At 57.5% G+C, this 14,742-nt stretch carries 11 protein-coding genes, 2 tRNA genes and 1 pseudogene; 6 read left to right on the top strand and 8 right to left on the bottom strand.

What is annotated here, in order from left to right:
* Positions 1-102 precede the first annotated feature (102 nt).
* The 6 genes and pseudogenes from AC1RUK_RS13360 to AC1RUK_RS13385 all read right to left on the bottom strand — a co-directional run bounded on the left by AC1RUK_RS13360 (position 103) and on the right by AC1RUK_RS13385 (position 7,403).
* On the bottom strand, positions 103-1,239 hold the full coding sequence (locus AC1RUK_RS13360) for a hypothetical protein (RefSeq protein WP_481835243.1): 1,137 nt from the start codon (positions 1,237-1,239) through the stop codon (positions 103-105).
* Between the two features lie 238 nt (positions 1,240-1,477).
* The gene (locus AC1RUK_RS13365) at positions 1,478-2,125 is read right to left on the bottom strand and encodes a hypothetical protein (RefSeq protein ID WP_481835242.1); all 648 of its coding nucleotides are present in this window, start codon (positions 2,123-2,125) and stop codon (positions 1,478-1,480) included.
* Positions 2,122-3,291 (bottom strand): hypothetical protein, encoded by a 1,170-nt coding sequence (locus AC1RUK_RS13370; RefSeq protein ID WP_481835241.1) that lies wholly within the window; start codon positions 3,289-3,291, stop codon positions 2,122-2,124. The genes AC1RUK_RS13365 and AC1RUK_RS13370 overlap by 4 nt, the downstream gene beginning before the upstream one ends.
* Before the next feature lie 159 nt (positions 3,292-3,450).
* A pseudogene (locus tag AC1RUK_RS13375) lies at positions 3,451-4,011 on the bottom strand (DUF2130 domain-containing protein); the annotation flags it as partial.
* A 333-nt stretch (positions 4,012-4,344) separates the two neighbouring features.
* Positions 4,345-5,814, bottom strand: coding sequence for a ComEC/Rec2 family competence protein (locus tag AC1RUK_RS13380; RefSeq protein ID WP_481840274.1), 1,470 nt, complete (start codon positions 5,812-5,814; stop codon positions 4,345-4,347).
* 701 nt (positions 5,815-6,515) lie between these two features.
* Entirely contained in the window at positions 6,516-7,403 is an 888-nt protein-coding gene (locus AC1RUK_RS13385; protein ID WP_481835239.1) for an MBL fold metallo-hydrolase, read from the bottom strand.
* A gap of 771 nt (positions 7,404-8,174) precedes the next feature.
* On the opposite strand from AC1RUK_RS13385, the gene AC1RUK_RS13390 reads away from it, so the two are divergent.
* From AC1RUK_RS13390 to AC1RUK_RS13405, 4 genes are all read left to right on the top strand, one after another.
* The gene (locus AC1RUK_RS13390) at positions 8,175-9,269 is read left to right on the top strand and encodes a helix-turn-helix transcriptional regulator (protein ID WP_481835238.1); all 1,095 of its coding nucleotides are present in this window, start codon (positions 8,175-8,177) and stop codon (positions 9,267-9,269) included.
* A gap of 1,071 nt (positions 9,270-10,340) precedes the next feature.
* Complete coding sequence (locus AC1RUK_RS13395; RefSeq protein WP_481835237.1) at positions 10,341-11,351, top strand: tyrosine-type recombinase/integrase; 1,011 nt, start codon at positions 10,341-10,343, stop codon at positions 11,349-11,351.
* Positions 11,352-11,448: 97 nt separating this feature from the next.
* Complete coding sequence (locus AC1RUK_RS13400; protein WP_481840305.1) at positions 11,449-11,682, top strand: hypothetical protein; 234 nt, start codon at positions 11,449-11,451, stop codon at positions 11,680-11,682.
* On the top strand, positions 11,583-12,521 hold the full coding sequence (locus AC1RUK_RS13405; RefSeq protein ID WP_481839514.1) for a tyrosine-type recombinase/integrase: 939 nt from the start codon (positions 11,583-11,585) through the stop codon (positions 12,519-12,521). Before AC1RUK_RS13400 ends, AC1RUK_RS13405 begins: the two co-directional genes overlap by 100 nt.
* A gap of 74 nt (positions 12,522-12,595) precedes the next feature.
* On the opposite strand, the gene AC1RUK_RS13410 is transcribed toward AC1RUK_RS13405, so the two are convergent.
* A tRNA-Val gene (locus AC1RUK_RS13410) sits at positions 12,596-12,671 on the bottom strand.
* 219 nt (positions 12,672-12,890) lie between these two features.
* On the opposite strand from AC1RUK_RS13410, the gene AC1RUK_RS13415 reads away from it, so the two are divergent.
* Positions 12,891-12,967: transfer RNA gene (locus AC1RUK_RS13415), tRNA-Asp, on the top strand.
* A 961-nt stretch (positions 12,968-13,928) separates the two neighbouring features.
* The gene (locus AC1RUK_RS13420) at positions 13,929-14,243 is read left to right on the top strand and encodes a hypothetical protein (RefSeq protein WP_481840275.1); all 315 of its coding nucleotides are present in this window, start codon (positions 13,929-13,931) and stop codon (positions 14,241-14,243) included.
* A 101-nt stretch (positions 14,244-14,344) separates the two neighbouring features.
* On the opposite strand, the gene AC1RUK_RS13425 is transcribed toward AC1RUK_RS13420, so the two are convergent.
* Positions 14,345-14,623, bottom strand: coding sequence for an exopolysaccharide production repressor protein (locus tag AC1RUK_RS13425; RefSeq protein WP_481835235.1), 279 nt, complete (start codon positions 14,621-14,623; stop codon positions 14,345-14,347).
* Between the last annotated feature and the right edge of the window lie 119 nt (positions 14,624-14,742).

Raw genomic sequence — 14,742 nt, forward strand, 5'->3', positions numbered from 1 at the left:
GTCGACGCTAGTATCTTGGTCGCTTCCCACGTCCAATTCGAGCCACCGCAAAGGCACTCCAGTGTGAAAATCGGATTTCACCCTAAGGGCCCTGCCGAAGTTTCATTCCTCTGTTAGATCGCGAAGCGCCGACCTAATGCGCGGCCGAAGTGCGTTTATAAAGGCGTTTGTCCGCTCCTGCAGCCAATTGAGCGCCCGTTCGCGGTCTTCTGGGTTCTCGAGGTCCTGCACGGTGAAATCCTGAGCAATGACGGGCCTATCGCCTGCAAAATCGATCGTCACGCCTGGACCCAGTTCCGCAGCCAACTCTTTTGCCTGAGGGGCAAGCGCCCTCGACGCCCGCTCGCCCGCCGAGTTACGGTTGGAGGAAAGGTCCAGGCCAACGCGATTGGCGCGCATATCCCGGTAAACCGTCAACCAACTCGAGCCGCCGGGCGCCCCGAATTTGAAGACGATATGGCCGCCAAGCGCTGCTGGAGGGCGCATCTGATCGGGGTCGTCGAGATGTAGCCCCGACAGGAAGTCTTGCCAGAATCCCTGTCGGATGGCGTTGCGCCGCTCCCTCCCCGCTCTTCGCTCCGGCGTCTCGACTGAATCAGCAGCTCCCTCCTCCTCGCCCTCAGACAGGACGAAGCCGTCCGGGAGCTCGATAACGGTCCTAACAATCGTCTGGGTTTTCGCAAGAACGCGCGGAACAATGATCCGCGCGCCGTCTGCCAGTTGGTAAATCGGCATCTCAACGAGACCTAATGTAAAATGAAGACCGGAATGGCCTTGCAGATATTCGGCGATCGTCTCCACTCCAACTCGAATACCGTCGCCCACAATAAGGAGCAGGAAGCGCCCTCTCCTCAGATTCAGAGTGAGCGCGTCATTGAAGGCAATCTCGTCCACATCATTCCCTGCCGCTCGTACCAGATCTAAAAGGACATTTCCTTCCGCGCCGAGTCGGCGGCTAGCCTCGCGCTGCAGATCGGACGAGGTCCAAAGCGCTAATTCCTTCGCATAATCGAGAATCTGCCCAACCACTTCTCGCCTGCCTTCTGGATTGCGCCAGAGCTTGCATTCGGCGAGCACCGGCAACCCTGTAGGCGTGACCATAAAGTTGTCGATTGCGCCGGCCGGCGTCGAAAGCTCACGGCAAATCGGCACGGGGTTAGCGAACAGTGGATCTATCTCGGCGATGGGCAGACAAGATGGAAAGCGATGGATGAGGTCCTGGATCGCCGCTTCAGTCATGCCATGCCCACCTCCACCAAGTTCAAGCAAGCTCGCAGCCGCTACGCTCCCCCCGTCGCTAGAGATCACCAGTGGCGTTGAATGCTGCCTTGTCATGAGTCATTCCTTTGGATCGAGCGATGGCTGCTCCGAAGTTGTCCGGCGCGCCGATCACCTTGCTAAACGACTGGTTGCTTCGTGTCCGCGTACTCTTCAGTCGCGCGGATTGCGCCTGTTTCCCCATCGGGTCTTATGTTGGTTACGCAATGCCCGAGTAGCTCACCATTCGGCCGTCCTGGTCGAGGTCGATGAAAGCCCGCTTTCCGCGCCGGCCAACAGCCATGAAGACAAGGCGGTCCGGGTGGCCCTCCAGAAACCTCAATGATTGGCCATTGGCATCATAGTGAGTGATGTCGTCTCCGTCGGTTTCCTGAAAGCCGTTCTCCTTCAAGAACCGATCGTTGAATTTGGCAACGGCGATCACTTTCAGCCGTTTGGGTCGCTGAACAATCCCAGCCACGAGACCAATCATTGCGATGATCGCGGTCACCACGAACCCGCCGACCAGCGCGAAAGGAAGAGGACTGTGAGCATTGCCATCATTGAACATGACGAGGAGACCGAACAACAAAAGAGTGGCGGCACAAAAGCCCGCTACGATCAAAAGTACACTTCCAAGAACGGTCAGGAAGATTGTTCCGAATATCCCTCGATCATGTCCTCGGACGAGACCCCGCCCGCCGATGAACGGGCAAAACACCGCTGCCAAAAGGAGAGCGATCAATTCGACGTTCTTCTTTGTTTTCTTGTAAATGTCCCTGCCGAACGCGAATCCGAAACCCGCGACGGCAGTCCCACCAATCCCTGCCGCTACCAACGCCAGTCTTGAACGTCCGTTCGAACTCATGTGCTTGCCCCCTTGCGGTCAACTAAGCTGAATGAGGTTCGGACCAAGGAAAGCAAGAACCACAGCGCGCCAACGAACCAACCTGTTGCGGCAATCAATATCGATACGACCCAATAGACCAGTCCCCCCAGCTTGATCGCACTTTTGCCCAGCACTCTTACGACCGCAGAGGTTTTTTCACCCATACTACTTGCCAAGGATCGGAACCGGGAGAGCTCCCTGGCATCATCGGCATTTTCCAGAGCTCGAAATGTCGCCTTTATCCCGCCGGTCGACGCTATTCCGGTTGCGGAACTCGCAAGTAAACCGACCTCCCCCACCATCTCTTTGCGAACCGCGCCGCTAAAGGCATCTTTTGCAGCCGTCATGTCGACTGGCATCATTTCTGAGATCAGTTTTCGGAATCCCGAGAAGTCGCCCTTTGCGACGCGATGCCAGTCGATCTCGCTGGCGGCCGCGCGAACGGCTGCTGCCGAAGGAGCCTTCAATGTGGGCAGGGATGTACGGGTAAGTCCTCGTTTCAAGCCTTCCAGGTCAACCAGCTGACCCGATATAACACCGAGGCGTCTGAGCAAACCTCCCGATAGCTTCCCGGCTTTGTTGGCGTTTTTCAGCAGCGAAAATCCCATGTCTATCGTTCCGGTACCTGGAACATTCGTCGCCAGGCCAAGCAGGGAAAGGCCAAGAGTAAGCTTGTCGTAGCCGTCTCCGCGGATCAGGAGGTTGCCTTGAATGACAGCATCGCGGACATCGCCGACACCGACGTAGTCGGCAGCCAGCACGCCTCCGATGGAGGCTGGGGTCGTCACTTGCCCGGTAATCACGCCATCCAGGAAATCCTTGGTATTTCGTAGCCCGAATTCAAAGCGGCTTTCCCGTGTCCGCTCTACCAGATCCGCCGGCAATTCGCGTCCGTTGTCATGGGCGAGCTCCACGAGGGTTTGGGCTTCAGAAACATCGCCCTCTTTGAGCGCCTGCTCGATGGATACCTCATAATCGTCAGTCGAAAGACGGCTCAGCCGATATTGTGAGATCGCGAACGGATCCCAAAACTTGAATGCCAGTTCCAGGGCGGCAAATTGGTTTGAGGAGAAGAAGGCAACAAGTGTGGCAATCAGCACTACCCCACCGATTGCTCGTCGACCTAGACGAACGATACGGAACATGCCCTTCGCCCCCCCAGAGTTATCTTTTCGAACAACTCAACATCCCGTCGCGGAGACCGCTAGGACACCCCTCAGTGTGAAACTGGAATTTCACACTGAGAACCCCCACCACAATATTCAAACTTGGTCTTTTGGATGGAATCTGCAACTGAGGGTCAATCAGGCTCCCAATCCCATCTCCTCCTGGGGCAAGCTCTCGATCATCAGTGGATCGAGTCCTTCAATGACCTGCAGATGCCGCCCGGCGATACCCTGAAGATCGCCATACATTCCTGCGGTCGCCTCAACCACACCGCGGATCTGTTGTTCACGCTTCGCCCACAACCTCGTCATGGTTTTGCGCTCCTTTTCGAGATCCTCCTGCATGTCGGTGAACTTCTCGACGATTGCTTCCACGCGATGCCGAAAACGCGGCCCGGTCAGATACCCATAAATCATCTCCATTTTGGTCTGCTGTCCTTCGCCGGCATGGCGCGCGCCTAGCAAGGAAATGAGCGATTCACGCAGAGCTATGGCTACTGGAACCGCACATCGTGGTTCGGTCACCCAAACGCCGTCGATAAGATCGAACGAATGATCCATCCCCTGCGGAAGGGCATGCGACACAATAAGAGCCACCTCTGCCTTGGCGGCGCGCTGGTCGTCCCGCAGTTTTGCCAGCCAGTTTCCGCTCCAGTTCTTGGTACGCTTGATCTCCCAAAGGATCGTGCCGGCCACCCTCTACAGCTGACATTGGGCGCTAAGTGGACATGGCTCAGGTCGCATAAAATCGTTCGTGGTTCGGCCCGACGAAGCCGTCGTTGCGACGAGTTATGTTGAGCGGCCGCGATGGGGCCGAAGGTAATTCTCCGCTCTGGCTGCACGTTCAATTCGTGCAAATATTAATCCAGACAGAGCGGAGTGAAGAATTGCAGTGAGTTGGATGCCACCTAAGGCAAATTGCCAATCCATCATGGCTTGCGCCTTGCCTTGATAGCCATCGGCAAGTTCGATTAGCTTCTTGGCAGCAAAGTCGGTTTCTCAGCCTGTCGGTAGTTCGCGCAAATGGCGTTCTTAGGTGAGCTTTGGTGCACTCCGCTTTGACACCTGAGGCGCGAATTCGATCTCGCCACTTGGAGACACGGTAAATCGATAGGCCTCGTTAAACCCTTTTTTGCCGGAATGCGTGAACGCCAAGACACGCTCTCCATCTGTTCGGATGTGCGCGATGCCAAAATTCGTTCGCTCGAAAGCGAAGAACTTCCTAGTGGGGTCTTTAGGGTCCTGCACATAGTCGCGCATCGCGAAGAACGCCGCCAACTCAGTGCAGAAAATGATTCCTGGCGTGGTTCGTGAGGCTTTGCCAAGCGCGGCCATCAGCGTCGCGCGAGGATGGATGTACTCCTTCTGCTCGCTCTCATCGCCGGATGAGATCAAAGATACAACAGGCGAAACCTCTTGTAGGAAGCCGTAGTTGAAATCGGCCGATCCATGATGCGGCGTCTTCAGGATTTCGGCTCGCAACCTGGCGTTTGGCAAAGCTGCGCGGAGCCGGTTCATCAACTCTTCGTTCATATCGCCGGTCATAAGAAATCGTACGTTTCCGTACCGGATACGCATAAAGATGGAGTGCCCATTTATGGTATGGGATGCCGACCAACTCCCTGGCTTTGTTCCAGGCTTGAGCCCGAGCATTAGCCGAGCATCATCAGGCGGATCGCTCAGGAATGCGAGCCCTGGAGTGCCATCTACATCCTCGGTTATGGGTCCCAGCAATTCAACGTGAACGTCTTCGTCCTCGAGGAAGTCGAAGGCATCCCCTATGGTATGATCTAAACGCCGGACAATCATCTCCTCGCCGACGACTGCGCTGAGACGATCCGCCCAAGCGCCAAGCGTGCGGACCCATTTCTTAAAAGGCTTGTTCAGCTGTGGTTCGGGAACAGTGCGGGGGTCGTCTACGAGCTCTGTTGCAAACGGCCGGCCGCCAACGTCTGTCACGGCGCCGAACATTTCTGTTTCGGCCACCTTCACCTCGTCGATCTTCCCGGGCCGCTTAGCAAGTCCATTGTGGTAGACCCGGCGCGGGGCCACAAAAATGCGCTTGCGCTTTTCTCTGTTCTTTTCGGATGCGATGAGGTCTGAAAGACCGTCGAAGTGATCCGCATCCCCGTGCGTGACTATCACCGCATCCACGAGCAGCGGATCTGCGGCGGACGTTCCCGCGTAGCGAGCGGCTGCATGCCGCGCGAAAAGCTTGCTGTCACCTCCATCAATAAAAACAACTTTGCCCGCTGGAGTATCCAGAATGAGGCCATCTCCCTGCTGCACATCCACCATCGACAACCGAAGCAAGCCGGTATCTCGCAGGTTGGTTTTTGAAGATATGAAGCCCTCGTCCACCGGCCCTTTGGGCCCGATCATTTGAACCCTTTTTTTTCCCCCTTCCTCTGAGAGAACCTCGCATCGATCACCCCAATAATACTGCCATGTGGTGCCGTCATCGCGGCGCAGATCTACTACATCGTCGTCAAGATATTGCATGGCCCCCTCCAAACAAATTTGTCGATCGAGCATCTGGGCATAGTTTTATATCATTTGTAAGACCCCCACCCTATATACTTCACCGTTTCGAGCAGGCTCTTTTATAGAGGTATGGTAATCGGCGATTGAGAAGTTCGCTCGAACGATCGGTTGCACGCGATCTTCTGTCGTGGCGGCTTCGTCAAAACGCATCGATCATGATCCATCGTTCTTCTACGTCACCCTTCGCAAGCAGCGATACCTTGTGGACATGCGGTCGATGGAGACAAGCCGGGTGCACTTCTTCTGGAAGGCACTCTCCTCGCCAGCGCAACAAGACGTTGAAAATGGGACATCTGCCGCCGTAGGGGCGCACCGGCGACGCCGATCCGGCTTATTTTATTGGCGTGCGCTCCTCTGTGGAGGCGGTGAGGGTCCGTTAGTAAGGTGGGACGAGAAGGCGCAATCGCACTCGATCACTGACTCAGCACTCTAAAGTCCGCTTTCAGAGAGTGGCCGTGTCAGCTTCAACGACTGGATAGAGGCGCATTGCGGTCCGGCAGCTTCGGGATGATTGGCGAACAGAGCCGACTTTGCAAGCCAGCGTTGTGGCGATACCGCCGGTACTATCACCTGGCGTCGATAGCCAACAAGGTGCCCCTGAACGGTTCGATGCTGCCGGTGGCGAAGTCTGCGAGCCTGAGGTCGGTCGGATGCCATTCCTACCTGGGCTTGTCGCTAGGCGCCCATTTGAAGTGATCGCCATCTTTCTCGATGTGCCCGATGCCTGGAAATGGGAAGTGCGGCGCGAAGATCAACTCGTGATCCTTGGCGAGCATAGCAAGTGTCTTGGCCCTGTTCGCTTCCGCTTCGGGCTTGTCGCCATCGAAGGACACGGCCCAGTCCGGCTTGGCGAGCGAAATGATTGAGCTGTGCACGGTATCGCCAATATCGAAGAGCCGTTCTTTTCCGGATTTGATCTGATAGCCGACATGGCCGGGGGTATGACCCTTAAGCGCTACCGAGGTGATGCCAGGCGCAACCTGGGCGCCGGCCTTGAACGGCTTCACATGGTCCGCGATCACCTTGACGATGTCAGTCACCTCCGTGTTGGACTTGGCGAAATCCCATTCCACGTCCGACATCCGTATAGTGGCATTGGGAAATGCCAGTTTGCCGTCCTTAACCAGTCCGCCGATATGGTCGGGATGCGAATGGGTGATCAATATTTCATTGACGTCAGCGGGTTTGACCCCGGCCTTCGCCAGACTGTCCTGAAGCGCGCCACCGACGCCGGTGTCGATAAGTACGACATGCTTCTTTGACTTCACAACCAAGGCGTCGACGCTCAGCGTAATGGTTTCGGTCGGAGCCGCAGCTGCCTTGAGTATCTCGGCGACTTCAGCCGGACTATGATCAATCCCGAATGTCTTGCCATCGTTGGGTTTGACGAACTGGGCATCGTGCAGGGCGACAATATCAAACTCGCCAAGTTTGAATGACTTCGCCTCCGGCTGCTGCGCTGGCATCTGCGCCATTGCGAGGCCTTGTTGGGCCAGAATCAGGGCGACCATGGCCGCCAACTTTGCTGCGGAATTGATCCTATTCATATGGGTCTTCCCTTGAGATCAGTAAGGAAACGCGACCGTATCGGATTACCCTGAGTGCGGAAGACGGTTTGGGCCCGATCCGATCACGAATTCGCTAGCGGATATAGGCGTCCGCGATGTCCCGACAACGGCAACCCGTCCCTAATAGCCGCATCTTCCAACGTCGCAACAGGCTGACACAACGCGCGCAAGCGGAGACGTGACGGGAGCCTATGGTGCGGCGGGCGGCGACGGCGCGCTCGGCACAGGGCCCGGGGATCGTCATGACCAATGACAAGGTCCCCCAACTCGAACTGTCAGGCAATCAGGTAGCAGGCTGTAGTACCCCTGCGGCTACCCCTTTCGGCGATCCATAATGAAAATGGCTGAACGGTCAGTTGAAAGTGGGCGGCGTTAGCTCGGGCTGACGTCGGCTTGCTTCTCGAAGAGCTAGGCAGCCACGCCAGACTGCAGTGAAAATGAACTAAAAAGCGCAGCTCTTCTCGAAGAGAAGAAGTCTAAACGCTATAACATCTCAATGCCTCGGGCGATATAGCCATTCTAACGTGCGCAGGTTTCACGCGAACACACACTTTTACGTCGACAGTAGAATGAAGCTTCGGTCGCCAATTAGCCTTCCCGAGGACAGTACGCTCTCCGATACCAAATTCAACAATGATCGGTTGATGCATCAGAAAGAGTTCGAGGCCTTGCTGGACATGCAGATCGATGGAGCCCAACTCGTCAATCAACCTGCAATGTGTTTAGATAGTTATCTACTTGGGGGTAGCGGTGGGCGCAGCTTTTGATTTTGACGCGATCGGCATTGCCTTTGCCGAGGCAGCCGTCGACCCCTCGCGCTGGGATGCCGCGATGGAGGTGGCGGAAAAGGCCACGGGAAGCGTCGGAGCGCTGCTCTTCGATACGAGGGGACATCTGCCAGTCCTACCCTGCAGCCGCACCATGGCCCCGTCTTTAGACACCTACGTCCGCGATGGCTGGATTGACCGCGACGAGCGGTATCGCCTCATCAACTTCCTTGATCGGAAAGGGGTCACCTCGGAGTTCGACCTCCTGACGCCCGACGATATCGCCAAGCATCCATACTACCAGGAATTCCTCGCGCCATTCGGCCTGCGGTGGTGTGCGGCCGTCAAGATCGCCGCAGGAGACGACTTCTGGTCGCTGTCGCTGCAGCGGTCGATCCAACAGGGTCCGTTTACGCCGGACGAGATGAGACAGCTGGCGGAACTTTCGAAACAGCTGGGTTCGACAGCCGCAGTTGCACGAGCAATCGGCTTCGGGAAGGCCGAGGCGGCACTGGATGCCTTTAGCGCAACCGAAACGCCCGCCATCATGCTGGACAGGGGCGGCAATGTACTCCGGGCCAACGCTTCGGCGGAAAGGCTGTTGGGGCAAGGCCTGCAGATCACGCATCGACGTTTGGTCTCCTTTGACCGAACCGCGACAGACGCCCTGGAGCGATCGCTGAAAGCGCTGCTGTGTTCCCTGGACACGGCCGCAACGATGCCACCCGTGCCGCTGCCCAGACTCCAAGGGCGGCCGCTCCTTGCGTATCCGTTGCGACTTCCGAGAGTCTCCTACAACGCGCTGGCGCCATGCCAGGCAATCGTTATCCTCATTGACCCTGACGCGAGACCTCCTCCTCCTGAAGCCGTGCTGCAGTCGTGCTTCAGGCTCACAACGTCCGAAGCAAGGCTGGCGAGAAAGATTTGCTCGGGACAAGGCGTCGAAACGGTGGCCGACGAGCTCGGCGTTTCCTATGAGACTGCGCGCAACCAGTTGAAATCCGTCTTCGCAAAGACGCAAACGCATCGGCAGTCTGAGCTAGTCGCACTTCTCACAAGGCTCTCGAACGGCCGATAGTTTTCTTAGAGCTTTAGATTCCGCCCTTCAATGATACTCGAAATCGTTATAGCGGCGGGCGAGAGCGGCATCTCCGCTTTCGGAAACGAGGCGAACGATAGTTTCCAAAAACCGCCAATCTGGCCACCCTTTGAGCCGATCGATCGCCTAGGAAGTTGGTGGTCAGCCCTCCGACCCGGATAGAGGTCAGACCGGCATTCGACGAGCTCTTTACCGCCTTAGAGTTTCGGTCCGCCACGGCGCCCGTTTTATAAAGCGGATCTACCCTCTGCGGCCCCAACTTGCGCCACATCAGCGAGGACGTCACTGTCCCCCTGGGTATCAACGAATACGGCATAAAACTCGTAGCGCCGCTTGCAGGCAAGCACGTCACCGTCGTGCGCGTCCGAAGGAGTTACCGCAAATCCTCCCCAGCACCGCGCGCTGAGGGCTGAGTGGATAACGAAGGGCGAGCGAGGACAGCTTCCTTGCCCGCCTTCGAAGCGCACACGAGGGACTGCCCTTTAACAACGCGTCGGGTATTGTCGATTTGGAAGTTGGAAAAGTTAAGCACGTCTCCACTTCTGGCTTCAACCTTCTAAAGCTATTCCGACTTTCCCGCCGGAATAGGCGATAGGGCGTCTAAAGGATAACGGCCACGCCTCGACATCAGTGGTTAGGCAGCAGACCAACGAAGCGCACCCGAGCCAGATGAGATGAACCGAGCGTTGCAGCCGAACGATCCTTGGCGCCCACCGCAGAGACACGATATATAGAAGACAAAATGTCCACCCCCTTGATAATATATTCTGTGATTTTCTGATCATTATCTCTTGATAATATTAACACTAATCGCACCCACACCCCCACAATATAATGTGGTACACCGACAGCACAATCACCTTGTCTGCCAAACATTTTAAAAATACAGTTTTCATGAACCAAGAGGGTCCCAATTGAGCTACAGGATCAAATTCAGATCCAAGGCAAGGGCGACTTGGCTCTGGAGCAATCAAAAAGATCTAACCGCACCTGGAGGAGATCGGACTCGTGCTGGTCAATATAAGAGGGATCCACAGAGTTAGGCATCAGTTGGCTGACGGATCCAAGGAGACCTACTACTATGCCTGGCGTGGCGGGCCCCGCATGAAGGAGAAGCCTCACACCGAAGCTTTCTCACGGGAGCACGCCCGGCTCAAGGAGGCCGCCGAAGCGAGCAAGGTGATCCTCACCCTGGATCGCCTGATCGAGCACTTCACTGGCCCCGAGCACGAACGCAATCCCGACTTCCTGTCGCTTGCCGGGTCGACCAGGGTCGACCACCTCTACGCCTTCAGGCTGGTTCGCAACAACTGGCCGGAATGCCCTGCCGCCTTCACCCAGGCAAAGGGCTTCAAAGTTGACGTTCGCAAATGGCACCGCGGCATGCGAGCCAATCCGAGAAAGGCCGACAAGGCGCTGTTCTCACTCTCGAAGGTGTTCTCCTACGCCATCGAGACGGAGTTCGGCGGCATCGAGACGAACCCCTGCAGAGGCATCGAGCGCATCTACAAGGGATCCAGAAAGAAATTCCTCTGGAGCCAAGATCAGATAGCCCTGGTTCGCAAGAACCTGGAGCCGCATCTGCTGTTGCCGTTTGAGATCGCTCTCGCCACCGGCCAGCGCCAGGGCGAGATCCTGTCCCTGAGCTGGAAGCAGTGGGACGGCACCTACCTGATGTTCAAGCAGTCGAAGACTGGCAAGCACCTCAAGGTGAAAGCCAGCCCGCGCCTCAAAGCCATGATCGAGGCCCTGCTGCCGGCGAACAAAGACAAGATGCGGATCTGCCTCAACTCCCGCGGCCGCCCATGGACCAAGGACGGCTTCAAGACGTCATGGGGCAAGGCAATGGACGCCGACGGCGTCAATATCGAGGGCGTCACCTATCACGATCTGCGCGGCACGTTCATCTGCGAGAGAGCCAGGGAAGGCTCATCCATTCAGGACATTGCACGCGTCTCCGGACGCTCGATCGTCGAAATTATGTCGGTCGTCGAAAAGCACGATTTGGTGACCGATCAAGGGTGCGCCGACGCCGTCATTGACCGGATAGAGATGAAATGAAAGAGCGCCAGGAGGGGAACCCATGAGCTTTCCCAAGGTCTATACGCCCGCGATGCTCGCCGATCGGTGGGCATGTTCGGAGCGCCATGTTCGCAATATGATTGCATCGGGCGAACTGCCTGCCTTTAGATTGGCCGGCAAGCTATTGCGCATCAGAGGGGAGGACGTGGAGAACTTCGAATGTCAAACGAACCCGAATGGACAATCACCAAGCTCAGAGGAGAGCTTTGCATCTCCTGGTACGAAGGCGACATCCGCCGACGTTATCGACTTGGAACCAACGATCCGAAGGAGGCGGCCCGCCGCGCCCCGGCTCGATATGCGGAACTGACACGTCCGAAGGGCTCCACCGTCAAGGATCTCTGGACGGCCTACTGCATAGACAAGGCAGGCCGATCAGTCGTCACGACGATGAGCTACACCTGGAAGGCCCTGGCTCCGTTCTTTGCCGACAAGGAAGGCGAAGCGGTGACGCTCGCCGATTGCCGCGCCTATACCGCGGCACGGCGCAAGGACAACAAGAAGGATGGCTCGATCCATACGGAGCTGGGCCACCTTCGCTCGGTCCTGGTCTGGGCGCGTAAGCAGCGGCTGATCCCGTTTGCGCCCGACATCGAGCGTCCGGCCAAGCCCGATCCAAAGGAGGGATATCTCACCCGGCCGGAGGTCACCCAGCTCCTGGCCGCCGCAAACTCGGCGCACATCAAGCTGGCCATCCAGCTGATGATCGCCACCGGAGCCAGAGTGGGCGCTGCCCTGCAGCTGACCTGGGATCGTGTTGACTTCAACCGCCGCATGATCCAGCTGCGCAATCCATTCGACAAGGCGCACCGCAAGGGGCGAGCGACGGTGCCGATCAATGATAGCCTATTTACTGCCCTGCAAGAGGCGCAGGAAGGCGCCTTGACCCCCTACGTTCTGGAGTGGGCCGGCGACAAGATCCTGTCGATCAAGAAGGGCATCAAGACCGCCGGCGGCAAGATCGGAAGACCCGATGCTTCGCCCCACATGCTGAGGCATTCGGCTGCCGTCTGGCTTGTCGAAGATGGCCACTCCATGGAGGCTGTTGCCCAGTTCCTGGGCCACTCCAACACCGCAATGACGTACCGGGTTTATGCCCGTTACAGCCCGGAATACCTGCGAAAATTGACGGCTTCGCTAGAGCTCTAGGTTCAGTGAACCGACAGACCACTTCGTAAAACAAGGTGCATTGATGAAAATATATAAGAAATTCAAGCGGTTAATGGTGGGCGATGACGGGCTCGAACCGCCGACATCTTCGGTGTAAACGAAGCGCTCTACCAACTGAGCTAATCGCCCGCTCCGGCGCGGACCTTTAAGCGGTCAGGGCAGGCTTCGCAAGGCCAAATGAACAAGCGGCACGCTCGCAGCGGAGCGGTTTTCGACGGCACATGCGCACTTGTCAAAAAACCTTCTCTTGTTTGCTGTTATGCTGTCTCGCCACGCTTGACACCCGGTAACGAACCCCTTATCCAGCGCCCCAACGACGAACACGGCTGACACGTGCTCGTCTCATGCGCGGGTGTAGCTCAGTTGGTTAGAGTGCCGGCCTGTCACGCCGGAGGTCGCGGGTTCGAGCCCCGTCACTCGCGCCATTAACTCTCTGAAAAGTCTTATCTTTTTAGGGGTTGATGCCAGACGATGTCAGATACTTCCCCTCCATGTAAGCAGGCGTGAAAAAGTCCGCCACCGAAGCAGCGGGCCATCCGGCTCGACAATTGGCAGGTGCTCAATGCAGCCTTGTGTGCGGTTCAGAGACTGGGCCGTCGGTCGGAGGGTAGTCGGAGACTGTAGCCCAAGCGCCTAGAAGGAGCTCTCGCATGTGCTGGCGGTGGCCATTGATGATTGAAGCTGCTTGTGGTCCTCTCGATCTGTTCGAATTTGCAATCAAGCGAGCGAAGGGCAAGCCCGCTGGTGGGAGAAGGGCGTGGATAAACTAAACATAGGGGCTGATCAGGCTAAACGCTGGCGAGACCAGGCCCTGCGCGGCCGCCGGAGGCGCCTTTCGCGCAACGTCGTGTCGTGGGCGCTGATCCTGACGGCGATAATCATTCTCTTTGGTCTGATTGCGCTAAAGGCGTACAGGTAAACCTCGCGTTACAGGCAGCGCGACATGATCGGCATGTGTGCGTGCATGCTGATGGCCGTTGCCGCAGTCGTGGTGCCGGCGCAGCCGCGCCTTTCCATTAGCTTCCGCGATCACGCCATACGCAGCGGCGGCCCATCTGCTAGCTTGCTCAGGCGGCGGACTTGATTGCCCGCCTGGCCGGCGCCTTTACCCCAAAGCCCCCCGCCCAACGGGCGCCGGCCATCTCCCATCGGCCAAGCCCCCGGATTTCAGTGGGTCCGCCTACCTCATTTGCACGCCTCACGCACATTAGCATTTTCGCATATACTAGGGCAGCCGGCGCCGCCCCCCAACAGAGCCCCGCCGGCTAGGCCCGGTATTTGCTGGCCTACCCCGCTCGCGAGTGCCGGGCCGCTCGGTTCAGCGCCATTGCGGTCTGGCGTCTTCGGATGGCTGGCGTAAGGCAAGGTTGCGATGGGGAGCGGTCAATGACCAACTGTTTCGTGCGACTGAAGTCCAAATCGGCATGTGCAAGTGGCCGCGGCAATGGGGCCATGGGTCCGCCTTGCGGGACCATCTGGCATGGGCGCATCTTTCTATCGGATGCGACTGAGAGCCTTGCGCCGGGGGGCGCTGTGATGTTTCGTGCTCTACGCAAATGCGTCGCCATCTGGACGCATGAAGGAACAATCATCGTATTCGATCCCGATGTCGGCACAGTCTCCGCCTGCTCCGAGCATGAAGTCTGGCAAAAAATCGAACGCCGCAAAGCGATGAACCTGGCGCGCATGCCTGCCGGCTAAACTCGTGCCGTTGACTCTGTCGACCGACGCAAGGAAATATTGTCCTAGTGGGGCGACGTTCTCAAACAGAGGCCGCTATGGCCGGACGGCGCGCGAACCAATTACCGCGGACGCGCTCGATTCCATCGCTGCAGAAATTTTCCCAACTCCCCACGGAGCGCGGGCATGGAACTTGCCGATGCCAGGTCTGCCTCGGTGCCCTTCGAGCCCCGTCCATAGATCAGGCCGAGGATCACGCCGATGTATCCGACCTGAAGAATGATCAGAGCAAGAACAGCCCAACCGAGGGCTTTCCAGACGGAGCCGGTTTCCATCGCTGCCCAGATCGCCACGATGAACGACGTCGCGAACATGCCCACCAGAAACTGCGGAAAATACATAACACCCAGCTCCCATTTTTTGGCGGTTCAGCGCCTTTCAGCCGCTAAAGACCCGCCGCTCCATTAGCGGAGCGGCGGGGCCCCCAATTTGCCCCCCGATTGCCGGGCTGATGAGTGAG

The organism is Mesorhizobium monacense (assembly GCF_056781675.1).

Bases quoted from the DNA above. Each gene is read 5' to 3' on its own strand.
- AC1RUK_RS13360 (WP_481835243.1), bottom strand. From the start codon at position 1,239: ATGACTGAAGCGGCGATCCAGGACCTCATCCATCGCTTTCCATCTTGT.
- AC1RUK_RS13365 (WP_481835242.1), bottom strand. From the start codon at position 2,125: ATGAGTTCGAACGGACGTTCAAGACTGGCGTTGGTAGCGGCAGGGATT.
- AC1RUK_RS13370 (WP_481835241.1), bottom strand. From the start codon at position 3,291: ATGTTCCGTATCGTTCGTCTAGGTCGACGAGCAATCGGTGGGGTAGTG.
- AC1RUK_RS13380 (WP_481840274.1), bottom strand. From the start codon at position 5,814: ATGCAATATCTTGACGACGATGTAGTAGATCTGCGCCGCGATGACGGC.
- AC1RUK_RS13385 (WP_481835239.1), bottom strand. From the start codon at position 7,403: ATGAATAGGATCAATTCCGCAGCAAAGTTGGCGGCCATGGTCGCCCTG.
- AC1RUK_RS13400 (WP_481840305.1), top strand. From the start codon at position 11,449: ATGATTGCATCGGGCGAACTGCCTGCCTTTAGATTGGCCGGCAAGCTA.
- AC1RUK_RS13420 (WP_481840275.1), top strand. From the start codon at position 13,929: ATGACCAACTGTTTCGTGCGACTGAAGTCCAAATCGGCATGTGCAAGT.
- AC1RUK_RS13425 (WP_481835235.1), bottom strand. From the start codon at position 14,623: ATGTATTTTCCGCAGTTTCTGGTGGGCATGTTCGCGACGTCGTTCATC.